Origin of the sequence: Rhodococcus sp. Leaf247 (assembly GCF_001426185.1) — a bacterium.
In the GTDB taxonomy this organism is placed as follows: domain Bacteria; phylum Actinomycetota; class Actinomycetes; order Mycobacteriales; family Mycobacteriaceae; genus Rhodococcoides.
This window is the reverse complement of sequence record NZ_LMRP01000001.1, coordinates 1,651,707-1,669,303: the sequence shown is the minus strand read 5'-3', so window position 1 is coordinate 1,669,303 and position 17,597 is coordinate 1,651,707. Positions and strand designations below refer to the sequence as shown.

The 17,597-nt window shown below is 67.7% G+C and carries 18 protein-coding genes; 12 read left to right on the top strand and 6 right to left on the bottom strand.

Annotation, left to right across the window (positions count from 1 at the left end; all coding sequences use genetic code 11):
* Window positions 1-63: 63 nt before the first annotated feature.
* The 4 genes from ASG64_RS07805 to ASG64_RS07790 all read left to right on the top strand — a co-directional run bounded on the left by ASG64_RS07805 (window position 64) and on the right by ASG64_RS07790 (window position 4,666).
* Window positions 64-417, top strand: coding sequence for a histone-like nucleoid-structuring protein Lsr2 (locus tag ASG64_RS07805; protein WP_042574278.1), 354 nt, complete (start codon window positions 64-66; stop codon window positions 415-417).
* 357 nt (window positions 418-774) lie between these two features.
* A complete protein-coding gene (locus tag ASG64_RS07800; RefSeq protein WP_042574203.1) occupies window positions 775-3,309 on the top strand; it encodes an ATP-dependent Clp protease ATP-binding subunit in 2,535 nt (844 codons plus the stop codon).
* A gap of 103 nt (window positions 3,310-3,412) precedes the next feature.
* Window positions 3,413-4,162 (top strand): VOC family protein, encoded by a 750-nt coding sequence (locus ASG64_RS07795; protein ID WP_056071754.1) that lies wholly within the window; start codon window positions 3,413-3,415, stop codon window positions 4,160-4,162.
* A gap of 66 nt (window positions 4,163-4,228) precedes the next feature.
* Complete coding sequence (locus tag ASG64_RS07790) at window positions 4,229-4,666, top strand: OsmC family protein (protein WP_042574201.1); 438 nt, start codon at window positions 4,229-4,231, stop codon at window positions 4,664-4,666.
* Here ASG64_RS07790 and ASG64_RS07785 read toward each other — a convergent pair.
* Together ASG64_RS07785 and ASG64_RS07780 are read right to left on the bottom strand one after the other, a co-directional pair.
* A complete protein-coding gene (locus ASG64_RS07785; RefSeq protein WP_156388290.1) occupies window positions 4,663-6,051 on the bottom strand; it encodes a serine hydrolase in 1,389 nt (462 codons plus the stop codon). The genes ASG64_RS07790 and ASG64_RS07785 overlap by 4 nt on opposite strands.
* A gap of 118 nt (window positions 6,052-6,169) precedes the next feature.
* Window positions 6,170-6,481 (bottom strand): antibiotic biosynthesis monooxygenase family protein, encoded by a 312-nt coding sequence (locus tag ASG64_RS07780; RefSeq protein WP_042574200.1) that lies wholly within the window; start codon window positions 6,479-6,481, stop codon window positions 6,170-6,172.
* A gap of 40 nt (window positions 6,482-6,521) precedes the next feature.
* Here ASG64_RS07780 and ASG64_RS07775 point away from each other — a divergent pair, with 40 nt between their 5' ends.
* Window positions 6,522-7,313, top strand: a complete 792-nt coding sequence (locus tag ASG64_RS07775; protein ID WP_056072906.1) for an alpha/beta fold hydrolase — start codon at window positions 6,522-6,524, stop codon at window positions 7,311-7,313.
* On the opposite strand, the gene ASG64_RS07770 is transcribed toward ASG64_RS07775, so the two are convergent.
* The gene (locus ASG64_RS07770; protein ID WP_056071750.1) at window positions 7,242-8,114 is read right to left on the bottom strand and encodes an A/G-specific adenine glycosylase; all 873 of its coding nucleotides are present in this window, start codon (window positions 8,112-8,114) and stop codon (window positions 7,242-7,244) included. The two genes, ASG64_RS07775 and ASG64_RS07770, sit on opposite strands and share 72 nt — an antisense overlap.
* A 70-nt stretch (window positions 8,115-8,184) precedes the next feature.
* Here ASG64_RS07770 and ASG64_RS07765 point away from each other — a divergent pair, with 70 nt between their 5' ends.
* Window positions 8,185-8,877 carry a carbonic anhydrase gene (locus tag ASG64_RS07765; RefSeq protein ID WP_056071747.1) on the top strand — a complete coding sequence of 231 codons (693 nt, stop codon included), beginning with the start codon at window positions 8,185-8,187 and terminating at the stop codon, window positions 8,875-8,877.
* Between the two features lie 42 nt (window positions 8,878-8,919).
* Window positions 8,920-9,630, top strand: coding sequence for a hypothetical protein (locus tag ASG64_RS07760; RefSeq protein WP_056071744.1), 711 nt, complete (start codon window positions 8,920-8,922; stop codon window positions 9,628-9,630).
* 261 nt (window positions 9,631-9,891) lie between these two features.
* Here ASG64_RS07760 and disA read toward each other — a convergent pair whose 3' ends face one another.
* The 3 genes from disA to ASG64_RS07745 are packed head-to-tail and all read right to left on the bottom strand — an operon-like array spanning window position 9,892 to window position 13,143.
* A complete protein-coding gene (disA, locus tag ASG64_RS07755) occupies window positions 9,892-11,016 on the bottom strand; it encodes a DNA integrity scanning diadenylate cyclase DisA (protein WP_056071741.1) in 1,125 nt (374 codons plus the stop codon).
* A 46-nt stretch (window positions 11,017-11,062) separates the two neighbouring features.
* Complete coding sequence (gene radA / locus ASG64_RS07750) at window positions 11,063-12,505, bottom strand: DNA repair protein RadA (protein WP_056071738.1); 1,443 nt, start codon at window positions 12,503-12,505, stop codon at window positions 11,063-11,065.
* Window positions 12,506-12,561: 56 nt separating this feature from the next.
* Window positions 12,562-13,143, bottom strand: coding sequence for a hypothetical protein (locus ASG64_RS07745; protein WP_056072904.1), 582 nt, complete (start codon window positions 13,141-13,143; stop codon window positions 12,562-12,564).
* A gap of 260 nt (window positions 13,144-13,403) precedes the next feature.
* On the opposite strand from ASG64_RS07745, the gene ASG64_RS07740 reads away from it, so the two are divergent.
* From ASG64_RS07740 to rlmB, 5 genes are read left to right on the top strand one after another with little or no spacing between them, the layout of a single operon-like run.
* Complete coding sequence (locus ASG64_RS07740; protein WP_042574195.1) at window positions 13,404-13,892, top strand: CarD family transcriptional regulator; 489 nt, start codon at window positions 13,404-13,406, stop codon at window positions 13,890-13,892.
* Window positions 13,893-13,901: 9 nt separating this feature from the next.
* Window positions 13,902-14,573 (top strand): 2-C-methyl-D-erythritol 4-phosphate cytidylyltransferase, encoded by a 672-nt coding sequence (gene ispD, locus ASG64_RS07735; protein WP_082518214.1) that lies wholly within the window; start codon window positions 13,902-13,904, stop codon window positions 14,571-14,573.
* Window positions 14,574-14,584: 11 nt separating this feature from the next.
* The gene (gene ispF, locus ASG64_RS07730) at window positions 14,585-15,079 is read left to right on the top strand and encodes a 2-C-methyl-D-erythritol 2,4-cyclodiphosphate synthase (RefSeq protein WP_042574194.1); all 495 of its coding nucleotides are present in this window, start codon (window positions 14,585-14,587) and stop codon (window positions 15,077-15,079) included.
* An 11-nt stretch (window positions 15,080-15,090) separates the two neighbouring features.
* Window positions 15,091-16,497, top strand: coding sequence for a cysteine--tRNA ligase (gene cysS, locus ASG64_RS07725; RefSeq protein ID WP_056071735.1), 1,407 nt, complete (start codon window positions 15,091-15,093; stop codon window positions 16,495-16,497).
* Window positions 16,497-17,480, top strand: coding sequence for a 23S rRNA (guanosine(2251)-2'-O)-methyltransferase RlmB (gene rlmB, locus ASG64_RS07720; protein WP_056071733.1), 984 nt, complete (start codon window positions 16,497-16,499; stop codon window positions 17,478-17,480). Before cysS ends, rlmB begins: the two co-directional genes overlap by 1 nt.
* The last annotated feature ends 117 nt before the right edge of the window (window positions 17,481-17,597 follow it).

Here is a 17,597-nt window from a genome sequence, read left to right as displayed (position 1 = left end):
TGCGCGCTATATTTAGGTCTCGGCGAATCGGGTCGCCGTGTCCTGAGGGGGGGAATGCGTCGAATGGTCAAAAAAGTGACGGTCACGCTGGTCGACGATGTGGACAACGTGCCGGCCGACGAGACGGTGTCCATCGGTCTGGACGGCACGTGGTTCGAGTTGGACCTGTCCAATTCCAATGCCAATGAGCTGCGGAAAGTCATGGACCAGTGGATCCAGCACGCGCGGCGTGTGTCGACCAGGTCCACCGGGGGTGGCGCCGCGTCCGCCACGGCGAGCGGCGCGCGTACACGCGGGGCGGCGGACCGCGCACGCAGTGCGGCGATCCGCGAATGGGCGCGCACGCAGGGATTCGAGATCAGTGCTCGCGGCCGCATTTCTTCGGAGATCGTGCGGGCCTGGGAACTGTCTTCCTGATTGCAATCGGTCATCACTGGCGTCATTGTCATTCAGATGAATGACAATGACCCCAATGAAACGGACAAATGTGCATGACATCTCATGGTCGACAGCCATTGCGCGCGAGTCTCCACGGATGTAGAGGACTCTCGATCGCGGCTCCCGAGCGCTGTTCCGCCGTCTGGTAACGAATCCGCGCTCCGGCGCGTTGACTCCACATGACACCGGTGCCGGACTTTTCGAGTCCGTTCGCCGTCGGATGAACTTCCCCGGCGGAGCGGCACTCGGCAGTCACGGCAACTAGAGTGGGACTCGGGCTCGAGGTTCGGACTAGAGGGTCCGACGCCTGCCCCGTCATCAGTGTGAGGGAGAGCGATGTTCGAGAGGTTCACCGACCGCGCACGGCGCGTCGTCGTCCTGGCCCAAGAAGAGGCCCGGATGCTCAACCACAATTACATCGGCACGGAGCACATCCTGCTGGGCCTCATCCACGAGGGTGAAGGCGTAGCGGCGAAGTCTCTGGAGTCGCTCGGGATCTCCCTCGAGGGTGTTCGCAGCCAGGTCGAGGAAATCATCGGCCAGGGCCAGCAGGCACCGTCCGGGCACATCCCGTTCACTCCGCGTGCCAAGAAGGTCCTCGAGCTCAGCCTGCGTGAGGCGCTGCAGCTCGGACACAACTACATCGGCACCGAGCACATCCTGCTCGGCCTCATCCGCGAGGGTGAGGGCGTAGCCGCCCAGGTGCTGGTCAAGCTCGGCGCCGACCTCAACCGCGTGCGCCAGCAGGTCATCCAGCTGCTGTCGGGCTACCAGGGCAAGGAGCCCAGCGAGTCCGGTAGCGGACGCGGCGAGGCGGGCACCCCGTCCACGTCGCTGGTCCTCGACCAGTTCGGCCGCAACCTCACGCAGGCCGCACTCGAAGGCAAGCTCGACCCGGTCATCGGTCGTGCGAAGGAAATCGAGCGCGTCATGCAGGTGCTCAGCCGCCGCACCAAGAACAACCCGGTGCTCATCGGTGAGCCCGGCGTCGGCAAGACCGCCGTCGTCGAAGGTCTCGCGCAGGCCATCGTCAACGGCGAGGTCCCCGAGACACTCAAGGACAAGCAGCTCTACACCCTGGACCTCGGTTCACTGGTGGCCGGCAGCCGGTACCGCGGTGACTTCGAGGAGCGCCTGAAGAAGGTGCTCAAGGAGATCAACACCCGCGGCGACATCATCCTGTTCATCGACGAGCTGCACACGCTCGTCGGCGCAGGTGCTGCCGAGGGCGCCATCGACGCTGCGTCGATCCTCAAGCCGAAGTTGGCTCGTGGTGAGCTGCAGACCATCGGTGCGACCACGCTCGACGAGTACCGCAAGTACATCGAGAAGGACGCCGCACTCGAGCGTCGTTTCCAGCCCGTCCAGGTGGGCGAGCCGTCCGTCGATCACACCATCGAGATCCTCAAGGGTCTGCGTGACCGGTACGAGGCGCATCACCGCGTCTCGATCACCGACAGCGCGCTCGTCGCCGCGGCGACGCTGGCCGACCGGTACATCAACGACCGGTTCCTGCCCGACAAGGCCATCGACCTCATCGACGAGGCAGGTGCGCGCATGCGCATCCGCCGGATGACTGCGCCGCCGGACCTGCGCGAGTTCGACGACAAGATCGCCGATGCCCGTCGTGAGAAGGAATCCGCGATCGACGCGCAGGACTTCGAGAAGGCCGCGAACCTGCGCGACAAGGAGAAGCAGCTCGTCGCCCAGCGTGCCGAGCGCGAGAAGCAGTGGCGCAGTGGCGACCTCGACGTCATCGCCGAGGTGGACGACAACGAGATCGCCGAGGTTCTGGGTAACTGGACCGGCATCCCCGTCTTCAAGCTGACCGAGGAGGAGACCACACGTCTCCTGCGCATGGAGGACGAACTCCACAAGCGCATCATCGGCCAGGTCGAAGCGGTCAAGGCCGTCTCCAAGGCGATCCGTCGTACCCGCGCCGGTCTGAAGGACCCCAAGCGTCCGTCGGGCTCGTTCATCTTCGCCGGCCCGTCCGGTGTGGGTAAGACCGAGCTGTCGAAGGCGCTGGCGAACTTCCTGTTCGGCGAGGACGACGCGCTCATCCAGATCGACATGGGCGAGTTCCACGACCGGTTCACCGCATCGCGTCTGTTCGGTGCGCCCCCCGGATACGTGGGCTACGAAGAGGGTGGCCAGCTCACCGAGAAGGTGCGCCGCAAGCCGTTCTCCGTGGTGCTGTTCGACGAGATCGAGAAGGCTCACCAGGAGATCTACAACACGCTCCTGCAGGTCCTCGAGGACGGCCGTCTCACCGACGGTCAGGGTCGTACGGTCGACTTCAAGAACACCGTCCTGATCTTCACCTCGAACCTCGGTACCTCGGACATCTCCAAGGCCGTCGGCCTCGGCTTCTCCTCGGGTGAGGGCAGTGGCTCGAACTACGAGCGCATGAAGCTCAAGGTGCACGACGAGCTGAAGAAGCACTTCCGCCCCGAGTTCCTGAACCGCATCGACGACATCGTCGTCTTCCACCAGCTCACCAAGGACGAGATCATCCAGATGGTCGATCTCATGCTGGCGCGAGTGGAAGTTGCGCTCAAGAACAAGGACATGGCCATCGAGGTCACGGACAAGGGCAAGTCGCTTCTGGCCAAGCGTGGATTCGACCCGGTGTTGGGTGCGCGGCCGCTGCGTCGCACCATCCAGCGCGAGATCGAGGATCAGCTGTCCGAGAAGATCCTGTTCGGCGAGATCGAGCCGGGTCAGATCGTGCTGGTCGACGTCGACAACTGGGACGGCGAAGGACAGGGCGAAGACGCAGTCTTCACCTTCCGCGGCGAGAAGAAGCCGATCAGCCTTCCCGACGACTTGACCGTCGACTTGGCGAAGTCGGGCGAGAGCTCCGAGTAGTACGTACGCACAGCAACGGGCGGGACCTTCACGGGTCCCGCCCGTTCTGCGTTCGTGGTGTCTCTGGCGATGACTTCGGAGGCCGGCCGGAGTCGGTACCGGTATGGCTACAGCAAGCGTGAACAGCATCCTGCTCTCCAGTGAGGACCCCGCGGCGCTCGCGCGGTGGTACGGGGAGGTCTTCGAGGCGCCCGTGAGCGACGACGCGGGTCCCTACCCGGTCGTCGACCTCGATGGCTTCTTCATCATGTTCGACCGACGCGACGACGTGTCGGGGCCGAACCGCGACGGCGCCCGCACGATCCTGAACGTCGAACCCGACGATCCCGCCGCGGTGGCCGAACGCATCGACGCTCTCGGCGGCGAGTGGGTCAGCCCGCTGGAGAATCGGGACGGCCACCTCTTCGCGACGGCAAAGGACCCCGACGGGAACTGGATCCAGCTGGTTCGCCTCAGCGACGAGGCGGAGGTCGAGATGGGTCAGCCGACGACACCGTTTCCGGGGTTCGCGGTACGCGACATCGACGAGACCGCCGAGTTCTACTCGACCGTCCTGGGGATGCGGGTGATGCGCAACAGCATGGGCATCCTCATGATCCGCATCGACCGTCGCACGACGGCGATCGCGTACCCGAAGCCCGATCACGAGCCCGCGGCATTCACCATCCTGAACATCCCGGTGACCGACATCGACACGGCCGTCGCGGACCTCGCCGCGAAGGGGGTCACCTTCCTGCGATACGACGGTTTCCCGCAGGAGGAGAACGGCGTCATGAAGAACAACGGCCCCTCGATCGCGTGGTTCACCGACCCGTCGGGGAACGTGATCTCGGTGATCTCTCGCGAAGGCTGACCCCCTGTCGGGTCGAGCTGTCTACGCTGGTGATCGACAGTGATCCGACTCGATACAAGGACGGCAATGCCTACACGCACAGCACGGACAGCATGGAACGGTTCGCTCGAGGAGGGCTCGGGACAGGTCGAGCTCTCCAGCTCCAAGGTCGGCACGTACGACGTGTCGTTCCCCAAGCGTGCGGCGGACGACGCCGGCGGCACGACCAGCCCCGAAGAGCTCATCGCCGCGGCGCACTCGTCCTGCTACGCCATGCAGCTCTCGGCCGTCATCGCCGAGGCCGGTGGCACCCCGCAGAGCCTCGACGTCACCGCCGAGGTGTCGCTCGGACCGGACGAGGTCGGCTTCAAGCTGACCGGCATCAAGATCACGGTGCGCGGTGAAGTCGACGGTCTGGACGCCGACGGTTTCGCGAAGGCTGCGCAGAACGCCAAGGAGACCTGCCCGGTGAGCAAGGCGCTGACGGGCGTCGAGATCACGCTCGACGCCGCTCTCGAGAGCTAGCGCAACAGCTCGAACGTCCCCTGGACGACGGCGAACGCATAGGCGTTGTCCAGGGGGCCGACGGTCTCGTCGGATGCCAGCTGCGTCGCCACGACCCAGTCCTGACCCGATGCGTCCGTCAGCAACCACGACCCGGAGACGTCGCCCGCGGCGTTGCCGTTCTTGTAGCCGACATACGGCCAGCGAGCGGGATCGACCTCTGCGCCGGGGTTCAACGCGAGAATCTGTCGCACCACGTCGCTCTGCGGGCCCACGGTCAGCGCCGCGTATGCCCGGCAGATGTCGTTCGCGCTGCCGAACCATTCCACTCCGTCGGGAGTGCCGGGCCGAGTGACGATGCCCTCGTAGTCCAGATCCGCCGTTGCAGCGTCGACCGGCTGGCTGTCGATCGTGCGGGTCTCGATGCTAGCGAGGATGTCGCGCCGCGTCTGTGTGTCGGCCCCGCGCCACTGCTCGCGCAGATCCGGAAGACCCCATCCGAGCAGGAAGAATTCGCGGGTCGTGGGGAACGGTGTCAGCGCCGCCGGATCCGCGTGACCCATGGTGCTCACCTCGGCCTCCACCGCGTCCCGCCCGATGCGGTCGATGATGAGGTCGGTGGCGGTGTTGTCGCTGATCGCGATCATCGCCTCCGCCGCCTCGCGGACGGTGACCGGAGTTCCCTCGGGCGCGAACTGCAACTGTCCCGACGGGGCGGACTTGCGCGCGTCGGTGACGGTGAGCTGCTCGTCCCACGACACCGACCCGTTGCCGACGGCCCGTGCGAGTGCTCCCAGGACGTACAGCTTGGATATCGACGCCAACGGCAGACTCTCGTCGGCGTTCAGCGCGTGAACGGGTGTGCAGCGTCCGTCCGTCACGCGTGAGGCGACGTAGGACGTCCGAGCGCCGAGAGAGCCGAGGGCGGTGTCGGCGGCGGCGAACGAGGTGACGGTCGACGCGTCGGGAAGCGCCTGGATGCCGGACAGTAATCCGGTCTCGGTGGCGCGCAGGCGCAGAGTCAGCGGCGCCCCGCGGCCCGTGGTGAGGGCGACCGTCGACTCGAGTCCGTTCTCGGACCGTTCGCCGACGGTGATGGGTCCGCTGGAGATGATCTGGGCGACGGGGCCGACGAGGCCGCCCACCTGGGCGAGTGCCTCCGCCAACTCGGGCGCGGCCAGCGCGTCGATGGCGGCCGGATCGAGCGCAGTGGGATCCGGAGCTGTGATCCACCCGAGCATCGTGTCGGTGACCGTGGTGATCGGAGATGCCGCGTCGGAACCGTCGGCGGGCGCGGTGCTCGCCTCGGTAGTCGGCGCACTGTCGCGTGCCGCGCCGGACTCGAGAAGGGGATCGACTCCGCCGCAGCCGGCGAGAGACAGAGTGACTGCGACGGCAGCGGCCACGATGGCGTACCTGCGTGGCGTGTGCTGCAAAGCCGTGCCTCGTTTCGGGTCGGATGCCGGTATCGCGACCCTACCGGGCACCTGTGGTCGGTTTGCCGGGGCGTCGAAATGGGGTCGGTCAGTCGCGACGAGCGGGCACGTCGAGAACGACGTCGAACTCGAGCAGGGACGCACCCGAGGACACGGGCTTCGCGCGCTCGCCCGAATGAGCGGCGCGCGCCGGTCCGGCAGCCCACGCCTGGAAGGACTCCTCGTCCTCCCACTGCGTGACGACGAAGTACCGGCTCTCACCCTTGACGGGGCGGAGCAGCTGGAACCCCAGGAAACCGGGCGAGCCGTCGACGGACTGCGCGCGGGCGGCGAACCGCTTCTCGAGTTCTGCACCGGCGCCCTCGGGCACCTCGATGGCGTTGATCTTGACCACTGGCATGGCTCGAGGCTACCTGCGTGGCTCGCGATACGGTGGCGGCGTGCTGCGCGACGAAGGCGGTTCCGGTGTTCCCGTGATACTTCTGCACGGGCTCATGGGCGGGCCCGACACGTGGCGACGACAGATTCCGTGGCTGCGAGATCACGGCCGTGTCTTCACCGTCCGAGCCGCGGGACACGGTCGCCCGGCTCCGGCGGACCTGTCCACCGAGGCGTTCGTCGACGAGTTGTCAACGGCACTGGCCGGATTCGACTCGCTGGTGCTCGTCGGTCATTCGATGGGCGCACTCCACGCCTGGTGCTACGCGGCCCGCGAGCCCGGTCGTGTGCGCGGACTCGTCGTGGAGGACATGGCGCCCGACTTCCGCGAGCGCACCTCCGACGCGTGGGCCGCCGTCATCAGGGCGTGGCCGCACCCGTTCGACGACGAGGATGCCGTGAGGGGCTACTTCGGAAACGTTGCGGGACAATACTTCCTGGACTCGTTCGAGCGTGGTGACGACGGGTGGAGGCTGCACGGCGACGTCGATACGTTCCAGGCGATCTCCGACGAGTGGGGACGGCGGGAGTTCTGGCAGCAGTGGCGCGACGTGCGCGCCCCGACTCTGGTGCTGGAGGCCGAGCACACGGTGACTCCCACCGGTCAGATGCGGGAGATGGCCGCGGTGGCAGCAGATTCGAGGTATGAGCTGATCGGCGGCGCCGGTCACCTGATCCACGACGAGCGTCCCGTGGAGTACCGGCTCGCGGTGGAGAACTTCCTACGAGCCCTCCCCGGCGAGCGTGAACTCGCCACCGGCCGTCTGCTCGACCAACCCGTCCGTGAGCAGTGAGGCCAGGGCCCGCTCGCGCTGTCCCGGATCGGTGAGCCACACCAGGTCCAGGGTCTGCTTCGGCACGGGGACCGTCGTCGACCGCAGTACGTCCATCAACTTCCCACGCACCTGACGGTCGGTGCCGGCGAACTTCTGCACCTTCTTCGCAGGTCCCTCGTGCGCCGGACGACCGGCATCGACCCAGGCGCACGACGGGAGGGGGCACAGCGCGCAGGCAGGCTTGCGAGCCGTGCAGATGACCGCGCCCAGTTCCATCAGCGCCGCACTCAGCGTCGCCGCCGTCGCGACGTCGTCCGGCAGTAGAGCCTCCACGTCCGCGAGATCCTGTGTGATCCGGGGGTTTCCGGGTTCTGCTAGGCCGTGCACCGCGCGGGCGACGACGCGTCGCACATTGGTGTCCACGACGGGAACCCGCTGGCCGTAGGCGAAACAGGCGACGGCCCTCGCCGTGTAGGCGCCGACGCCGGGAAGGGTCAGCAGGGTGTCGACGTCCCGGGGTGTCTCGTCACCGTGGCGTTCGGCGAGGACGGCTGCGCACTCGTGCAACCTCGCTGCACGGCGCGGGTACCCCAACTTCCCCCAGGCGCGGATGACGTCGGCGCGTGACGACGCGGCCATCGCCGACGGCACCGGCCACCGCTGCACCCACTCGAGCCAGATCGGCGCGACCCGCACGACGGGCGTCTGCTGGAGCATGACTTCGCTCATCAGGATCTGCCAGCCGCTCACGTCCGGGCGGCGCCACGGCAGATCACGGGCATCGCGCGTGAACCAGTCGACCAAGACGTCGGTGTCCACTGTCTGTGATTCCTCCCGGAAGTCGGGGCCGCCACCGGCGGGTGACGCATGTTTCGGTAACAATGACTACATGCCTAACTCGAGTCCCCGCTCAGCATGGAACGCACTCGTCGAGGGTAATCGTCGATTCGTCGACGGCCGCCCGGAGCATCCCAGCCAGGGGGTGGATCACCGCGCGTCGCTCGTCGACGGCCAACACCCCACCGCGATCGTCTTCGGGTGCTCCGATTCCCGCGTCGCGGCAGAGATCATCTTCGACCAGGGTCTCGGCGACATGTTCGTCGTCCGCACGGCCGGTCAGGTCGTCGACTCGGCCGTTCTCGGTTCCCTGGAGTTCGGCGCCGAGGTCCTCGAAGCGCCCCTCATCGTCATTCTCGGTCACGACAGCTGCGGCGCCGTCAAGGCGACCATCAACGCGCTGGACGAGGGAACCGTCCCCGGTGGCTTCATCCGCGACATCGTCGAGCGGGTCACGCCGTCCGTCCTCAACGCCCACCGCCTGGGGTACACGCGCGCCGACGACGTCGAGGCACGCCACGTCCTCGAGACCGGAAAACTGCTGATCGATCGGTCGTCGATCCTCGAGAAGCGCGTCGCCGCCGGCAAGCTCGCCATCGTCGGCCTGACCTACAAACTGGCCGACGGCAAGGTCGAGTTCCAGGGTGCGCTGGGCGACATCGGACACGTCGAGATGGGGTCGACCGACCGGACCGACGCGAGTGATCTGCTCACCTCGTCGGCGACGGCGAGCGACACGCCGTAGTAGGTGCCGCTCGGTCACCGCGTCGGCACATACGGTTGATCTGTGCTCGAGCCGAACGGACCCCTGCCTCCCGAGATCTACTGGCGACGCCGCGCGCTCGCGATCGGTGGCGCAGTCGTGGTCATCGGGCTGGTCGTGTGGCTCATAGTCTCTCTGACCGGCGGGGGATCCCAGGATTCCGAGTCCGCAGCAGCATCGGCGTCCCTCGCGCCGTCCGCAGCCACCACGTACCGCCCCGATGCTTCTGCCACGGGCGGTTCGGCTCCGGCCGGCGGCTCGGGTGGCGGCGGGGGAGGCGGTGCGGCAGCACCGTCGGGATCCACCACTCCAGCCACGACGACATCTGCCGCTCCGGTCGCCCCCGGCCAGTGCGCCGACCAGTCGCTTGCCGTGAAGGCCTCGCCCGACCAGCCGACCTACCCTGCGGGCCAGGAACCGGCGTTCACCGTCGTCGTCACCAACATCGGCACCTCCGCCTGCGAGCGCGATCTGGGGTCGGGCCTGCAACAGGTGCTGGTGTACACCCTCGAGGGTCAGCGTCTGTGGTCGAACGTCGACTGCTTCCCCACCACCGCACCCGACCTCCGCACCCTGCAGCCCGGTGAGCAGGCCCCCTTCTCGGTCAAGTGGTCCGCCACCACCTCCGAGCCCGGCTGCGCAGCACCGCGTAACCCGGTCGGCCCGGGCGGGTACAGCGTCGTCGGCCAGCTGGGTCAGCTCCGCAGCTCCCCGGAGACGTTCAACATCACCTGATGCCGAGCGTATTCGCTGACCGTTGCCGTATTCGCTGACGCTGCACCGTGCAACATCCGCGAAGCCGTCCAATGTCAGCGAATGCCGTTCCCGCGGGAGTTTCCTTCTGCCGCGGGTGCTGCAGTCGCCGCGGGAACACGAAATGCCCGCGGGAACGTGCAGCGCCGCATTCGCTGACCGTTGCCGTATGTGCTGACGTTGCAACGTCCGCAGATCCGTCCGACGTCAGCGAACTCTGTTTTGCGCCGCGAACCGTTCGACTCAGTCGAAGGGTCCGGAGATGCTGGCTTCTGCCATGCGGGACAGACCTTCTCGGATATGTCGCGCCCACAAGCCGCCGATGCCGTCGACCGACTGCAGGTCCGCGGCTGTCGCGGCCAGCAGTGTCTGCAGCGTGCCGAAGTGCCCGACCAGTTTGTGGACCTGATGGAACTGCAGCCGAGGAACCCGCGTCAACAGTCGGTAGCCGCGGGGGCTCATCGGTGCGTCGAGGGCTTCGATGGTGGCCGGGTAGCCGAAGGCGCGCGCGAGGACGGTGAGGTCGAGCAGGTCGACGTCCGTGAGCCGGTCGAGCGCCGCGAGTGATCGTTCGACGGCAGCGGTGGTGGGTGTCTCGTTGCCGGCGAGATAGTCGCGGACGACGAGCTGCCGGGCAGAGTCGTTGTCGCCCACCAACTCTTCGAGCTGGAGCGCCAACTGCCTTCCGTCGGTACCGAGTTCGAGGACGTTCTGCTCGATCTCCACCGACACCCGGCGCACCATCTCGAGACGCTGGGCAACGGTCAGCGCGTCGCGCAGCGTCACCGAATCCTCGATCTCCGTCAGCGACAGTTGACGGGTGACTTCGTCGAGCCGGGCGCTGTACCGCTCCAGTGTCGCCACGGCCTGGTTGGCGCGCGAGAGGATCGTCGCCGACCCCTCGATCACGTGGCGGGTTCCGCCGACGTAAACGCTGAGAATGCTCATGGACTGGCTGACGGAGATCACCGGGTACCCCGTGTGGATGGCCGTACGTTCGGCTGCGCGGTGCCGGGTTCCCGACTCGACGGTGGGGATGGTGTGGTCCGGCACCAGTTGGACGTTGGCTCGGACGATGCGCGATCCGTCGGTGGACAGGACGACGGCGCCGTCCATCTTCGACAGTTCGCGCAGGCGGGTGGGTGCGAACTCGACGTCGAGCACGAAGCCGCCGTCGCAGATGGCTTCCACGTGCTCGTCGTACCCGAGGACGATGAGTCCACCGGTGCGTCCGCGCAGGATCCGTTCGAGCCCGTCGCGCAACGTGGTGCCCGGCGCGAGATCGGCGATGGCGTCACGGAGCGAGGTCAGGGGAGCCGCTGCCGCGGAACGCGGGATCGTGTCGGGGGTGGAAACGGTATCGGTCATCGAGTCGAACCCCCCTGCCGTCGTTCCGGATTTCACGCGTGCAGAGTCAGGGTACCGGCACGTCGGCCGACTTTCTCCTGCGGTCGAATGCGCCCTGCATGGCACCGAAGACATCGGTGACCCGCGTGACCCGCATCCCGGGCGGATCACCGGCCGTGTCGTCTCGGGCGCCGCGGCGTTGGTCGGCTGGAACGATGGCCGAGGTGAAGCCCAGGCGCGCGGCCTCTGCCAGCCGGCGATCGACGCCGACGACGCGGCGCACCTCCCCGGCGAGGCCGACTTCTCCCAGGACAACCATGCCGGCGGGGAGTGCCGTGTCCTTCGCGGCGGATGCGACGGCCAAGGCCAGCGCCAGGTCGACCGTCGGCTCGGTGGTTCTCATTCCACCGATGGTGGCGGCGTAGACCTCTTTGCTGCTCAGCTGCACCGAGCATCGTCGTTCGAGCACGGCCAGGATCATCGACACCCGAGCCGCGTCGAGACCGCTGACGGCCCGCCGTGGCGTCGGCATGTGCGACGGGGCGACCAGGGCCTGGACCTCGGCGAGCAAGGCGCGCTTGCCGTCCATCGTGACCGTGACAGCGGTGCCGGGCACCGAATCGGCGCGGTGATGGAGGAAGAGGCCGGACGGGTCGCTGACCCCGTGGATGCCACCTTCGCGCAGTTCGAAGCAGCCCACCTCGTCGGCAGCGCCGAACCGGTTCTTGACTCCTCGGACCATCCGCAGGGTCGAGTGCTTGTCACCCTCGAAGTGCAGGACCACGTCGACGAGGTGTTCCAGCGAGCGCGGACCGGCGACTGCGCCGTCCTTGGTGACGTGCCCGACAAGGATCACGGCCGTGCCGCTGCCTTTGGCGAGCGAGGTCAACGCGGACGTGATGGCTCGGACCTGGGTGACACCGCCGATGACGCCGTCGACGTCGGACGCCTGCATGGTCTGCACCGAGTCGACCACGACGAGGGTGGGAGCGACCTGTTCGACGTGGCCGAAGATGGTGGCCAGGTCGTTCTCGGCGGCGAGATAGACGCGTTCGTGGACGGCGCCCGTACGGTCCGCCCGCAGACGCACCTGGCCCGCTGATTCCTCACCGGTGACGTAGAGGGCGATGTCCTGCGGACTGCGCTCGGCCCATTGCTTGACCACCTCGAGCAGCAGCGTCGACTTGCCGACGCCGGGTTCACCGGCCAGCAGGACGACCGAACCGGGAACGATGCCGCCGCCGAGTACGCGGTCGAGCTCGTCGACGCCGGTGGGGCGAGCGACCGACGCGGTGCTGGAGACCTGCGTGAGCGGGAGCGCGGGGGACGTCGGCACCATCGACGAGGAGCCGGCCCTGACACCGCTCGAACCGGGCCGGGCGCTGACGGGTGCGAGAAGGGTGACCTCGTCCATCGAGCCCCACGTCTCGCACTCGGGGCAACGGCCCACCCACTTGGCGACGGTGTGCTTACACGCCGAACAGCGATAACTGGTACGAGGTCTGGCCACGATTCGAGAGACTAGAGGGAGCTACCGACAGGTCGCGTCGTGCGACCCGAGCGGACTCAGCCTTCCGCTTCGCCTTCCATGCGCGGGGTGGTGCCCGGATCGACCGGAACGTTGACGACGACGTCGCCCGCCTCGGCGAAGGTGAAGGTGACCGGCACCGTCAGGCCAGGGCGCACGTTCTCGGACAGGTCCTCGAGCACGGCGGTGACCGACTGCGAGCCCTCCTCGGCGGTGGGGTCCTGCTCGGCGGAGACACCGGAGGCGACCGATGCCTGCGCGGGGATCTCGATGGAGGTACCTCCGGTGGCGCCGGTGACGGTCACCTCGGACGCCCCTTCGGTCTCGATGCCCGTCAGGCGGTCCGCCGTGGTCTCGCTGGTGTTGATCGCGGTGAAGATCAGTTCCGCGCGGCCACCGGGCTCGAGGGAGAACTCACCCGAGCTGGGGTAAGCGACGTGCACGTTGCGCATGGAGATCGTGCCCTGGTCCGTACCGTTGCCGTTGACGGCGGCGACCTGCATCGCGGTCTGCGAGACCTTGCCGGCGCTGCAGGCGGACAGGCCGATCACTGCGCCGAGGGCGAGAGCGACCGCCGTCGCGACTCTGGCAGGCCGAAACGGGGCGTTGGTTGCGGTCACTGGGTCGTCCTCCACTGGTCGTTCACGTCGGTTGTGCCGGCGGGCGGCTACCACTACAGCAGCGTAGTAGTTCGATGCCGGGGGTCGTAGGTCGGGTGACGAGTGTCGCGGCCGGGGGCACCTAAACCCCTGCTCGATACATGTATCGCGGCCGCTGTCAAGTACGGGCCGAAGTGCCCTGTGCCCCTGACCTGCACCGTTGGAGCGACCCTCCCGGGGGAGCGTGTTAAACTGGCCATATCGAAAGGGGCACCGAACACATGATTTTCAAGGTCGGAGACACCGTCGTTTACCCGCACCACGGAGCGGCGCTGATCGAAGCTATCGAGACGCGAACCATCAAGGGCGAGGCCAAGGAATATCTCGTTCTGAAGGTTGCGCAGGGTGATCTCACCGTTCGAGTTCCTGCCGACAATGCCGAGTACGTGGGCGTCCGGGACGTCGTCGGCCAGGAGGGTCTGGACAAGGTGTTCCAGGTTCTTCGCGCGCCGCACACGGAGGAGCCCACCAACTGGTCGCGTCGGTACAAGGCCAATCTGGAGAAGCTCGCATCCGGTGACGTGAACAAGGTCGCCGAGGTCGTTCGTGACCTCTGGCGTCGTGAGCAGGACCGCGGACTCTCCGCGGGCGAGAAGCGCATGCTGGCGAAGGCTCGTCAGATCCTGGTCGGGGAGCTCGCACTGGCCGAGGGAACCGACGAGGTCCGCGCGGACAACATGCTCGACGAGGTCCTGGCCGCGGCTTCCTGACGGCCGCGCGTGACTGACGTCGTCGCGCTCGTTCCGGCTGCCGGAATGGGCGTGCGCCTCGGCGAGAACATGCCGAAGGCGTTCGTGGAACTCGCGGGACGCACATTGCTCGAGTGGGCGCTGGACGGTCTCACGACCTCCGGCGCCCTTTCTCGTGTGATCGTGATCGTCCCGGAGGTGTTGCGCGAGCGCACGATCGAGCTCTGCGCCTCCGTCGCGGTGGACGTCGACGTGGTCGTCGGCGGCGCCGAACGCACCGACTCCGTGCGCGCCGGACTGGTCGCCGCGGGACACGCGGACATCGTGCTGGTGCACGATGCGGCGCGATGCCTCACGCCGCCGTCCTTGATCCTCCGGGTGGTGGACGCTGTCGCGTCGGGCGCTCGGGCGGTCGTCCCGGTTCTTCCCGTCGTCGACACCATGAAGTCCGTCGACTCCGCGGGTGTCGTCACCGGGACCGTCGATCGAGCGACGTTGCGCTCGGTGCAGACGCCGCAAGGGTTCGACGGGGACACTCTGCGCAGGGCCTACGCCGAGTTCCCCGAGTCGGCGACCGACGATGCCGGGCTGGTCGAACGATTGGGTGTCGACGTGCACACCGTGCGCGGCGACGCCGACGCTTTCAAGATCACCACCCCCATGGACCTGATTCTGGCGCGGGCGCTCATCGCTCGCCCGTGAGAGGACGAGCAATGCGAGTCGGCATCGGATCCGACGTCCACCCCGTCGAGGCCGGACGGGACTGCTGGATGGCCGGACTGCTGTTCGAGGATGCCGACGGTTGTGCCGGTCACTCCGACGGTGACGTCGCCGCGCACGCGCTGTGCGACGCACTGCTGTCCGCGGCCGGCATCGGCGACCTGGGATCGGTCTTCGGAACCGGCAGGCCCGAGTGGGACGGCGTCAGCGGAGCCACGATGTTGATGCACGTGCGCCAACTTCTCGCCGAGAACTCTCTTCGTGTCGGCAACGCTGCCGTGCAGGTAATCGGCAATCGTCCGCGGATCGGCCCCCGCCGCCTCGAGGCTCAGACGCTGTTGTCGAACATCCTCGGCGGACCGGTGTCGGTGTCCGCCACCACGACCGACGGCCTGGGCCTCACAGGACGAGGTGAGGGAGTCGCAGCCATCGCGACGGCCCTGGTGCTGGACCAGCACGTGGTGCTCGATCAGCAGAATCCCCGGTAGGATCGGCCGTCGTGACCCTGCGCTTCTACGACACCGCGACCAGGGCCGTGCGTGAGTTCACTCCGCTGGCCCCCGGACACGCATCGGTGTATCTGTGTGGCGCCACGGTCCAGGGCCACCCCCACATCGGTCACGTCCGCAGTGGTGTGGCGTTCGACGTGCTGCGACGGTGGCTCACCGCGTCGGGATACGACGTCGCCTTCGTCCGCAACGTCACCGACATCGACGACAAGATCTTGAACAAGGCAGCCGACGCCGGCCGGCCGTGGTGGGAATGGGCGGCGACGTACGAGCGCTCCTTCACCGCCGCCTACGACGCGCTGGGTGTCCTTCCTCCGTCGGCGGAGCCGCGGGCGACGGGACACATCACGCAGATGGTCGAGCTCATCGGCCGCCTGATCGACGCGGGTCACGCCTACGCCGCTGCCGGCGACGTCTACTTCGACGTCCGCAGCTACGACGCCTACGGAGCACTGTCCGGGCACAAGCTCGACGACGTGCATCAAGGCGAGAGCATCGGTGCGGGCAAGCGGGATCCGCGCGACTTCACGCTGTGGAAGACGGCCAAGCCCGGCGAGCCGTCGTGGCCGACGCCGTGGGGGCCGGGCCGACCGGGGTGGCACATCGAGTGCTCCGCCATGGCCGAGGCGTACCTGGGTTCCGCGTTCGACATCCACTGCGGCGGACTCGACCTGGTGTTCCCGCACCACGAGAACGAGCTTGCCCAATCACGTGCTGCCGGTGACGGTTTCGCCCAGTACTGGTTGCACAACGGCTGGGTCACGATGAGCGGCGAGAAGATGTCGAAGTCGCTCGGCAACGTCGTGTCCATCCCGACCATGCTCGAGACGGTGCGCCCGCAGGAGCTGCGCTACTACCTCGGCAGCGCGCACTACCGGTCGATGCTCGAGTACTCCGCGGAGGCACTGCAGGAAGCCGCCGCTGGATACCGCAGCATCGAGTCGTTCGTGACCAAGACTGCCGAGCGAGCAGGCGAGGTCCCCGTCGGCACGTGGACCCAGGCGTTCGCAGAGGCACTCGACGAGGATCTGTCGGTGCCCAAGGCGCTCGCCGAGATCCACGGTCTCCGTCGCGAGGGCAACAGCGCCCTGGCCGCGGGGGAGCTGGACAAGGCCGTCGAGGCCGCGTCGTCGATACGCGCGATGACCGCGATCCTCGGCGTCGATCCCCTCGATCCGCACTGGGCGGCCGGTTCCGCGGACGCGTCGGCGGAACGCGCGGCACTGGACCTGCTGATCGCGGACGATCTGGAATTGCGCAGCGCGGCGAAGGCCGGCAAGGACTGGCCGACGGCCGATCGTATTCGTGACCGCCTCGCCCGCGCGGGCGTGGAGGTCACCGACACCCCGAACGGCCCGGAATGGTCGATCGCACAGCCGGAAGGCACGGAGAAGTAATGGCAGGCAATTCGAGTCGGCGTGGCGCAGTGCGCAAGTCCGGCACCAAGAAGGGTCAGGTCGTCGGATCCGGCGGCAAGCGTTCCAAGGGACTCGAGGGTCGCGGCGCCACCCCGGCCGCAGCGGACCGCACCAAGGCCGCGCGCCGAGGACGCACCACGACCCGCGACACGTCCTCCGGTGGTGGGCGGGGTCAGTCCGCCGGCGGTGGACGCGGTCGTCCACCGGTGCGCAAGCCCGAGGACGGTCCCGAGAACGTGCTGGGCCGTAACCCGGTGCTCGAATGCCTGCGCGCGGGAGTGCCGGCGACGGCGCTGTACGTCGCATCCGGCACCGAGGCCGACGACCGGCTGAAGGAGAGCGTGCAGATCGCTGCGGACAACGGCATCTCGATCCTCGAGGTGTCCCGCATCGACCTGGACCGGATGAGCGCCAACGGCATGCACCAGGGCATCGCGCTGCAGGTGCCGCCGTACCGCTACGCGCACCCCGACGATCTCCTCTCGCAGGCGCGTCAGCGTCAGGAGCCGGCTCTGCTGGTCGCTCTCGACAACATCACCGACCCCCGTAACCTGGGCGCCGTCGTCCGGTCCGTCGCAGCGTTCGGTGGACACGGCGTGGTCATCCCGCAGCGGCGCAGTGCGTCCGTCACAGCCGTCGCCTGGCGCACCAGCGCCGGCGCGGCAGCGCGTCTCCCCGTCGCCCGCGCGACCAATCTGACTCGCACGCTGAAGGATTGGGCCGACAAGGGTGTCATGGTCGTCGGTCTCGACGCCGACGGCGACACCTCGCTGGACGACTTCGACGGCACCGGGCCGATCGTGGTGGTCGTCGGTTCCGAGGGCAAGGGTCTGTCCCGCCTGGTCCGCGACAACTGCGACAGCATCCTGTCCATCCCTATGGCCGGGCCGGTGGAGTCGCTCAACGCTTCCGTCGCAGCGGGAGTCGTACTCGCAGGGATCGCACGCCAGCGCCGAGGCTGATCCGACTCAGCGGAGCGGACGGGGGGCGCACCCCCCTTGCCTGAACCGCACACCCTCTGCAGTCGGCGGTGAGGGGTGTGCGCTCACCGGAGAGGGTGTGCACACACTCCGCAGCGC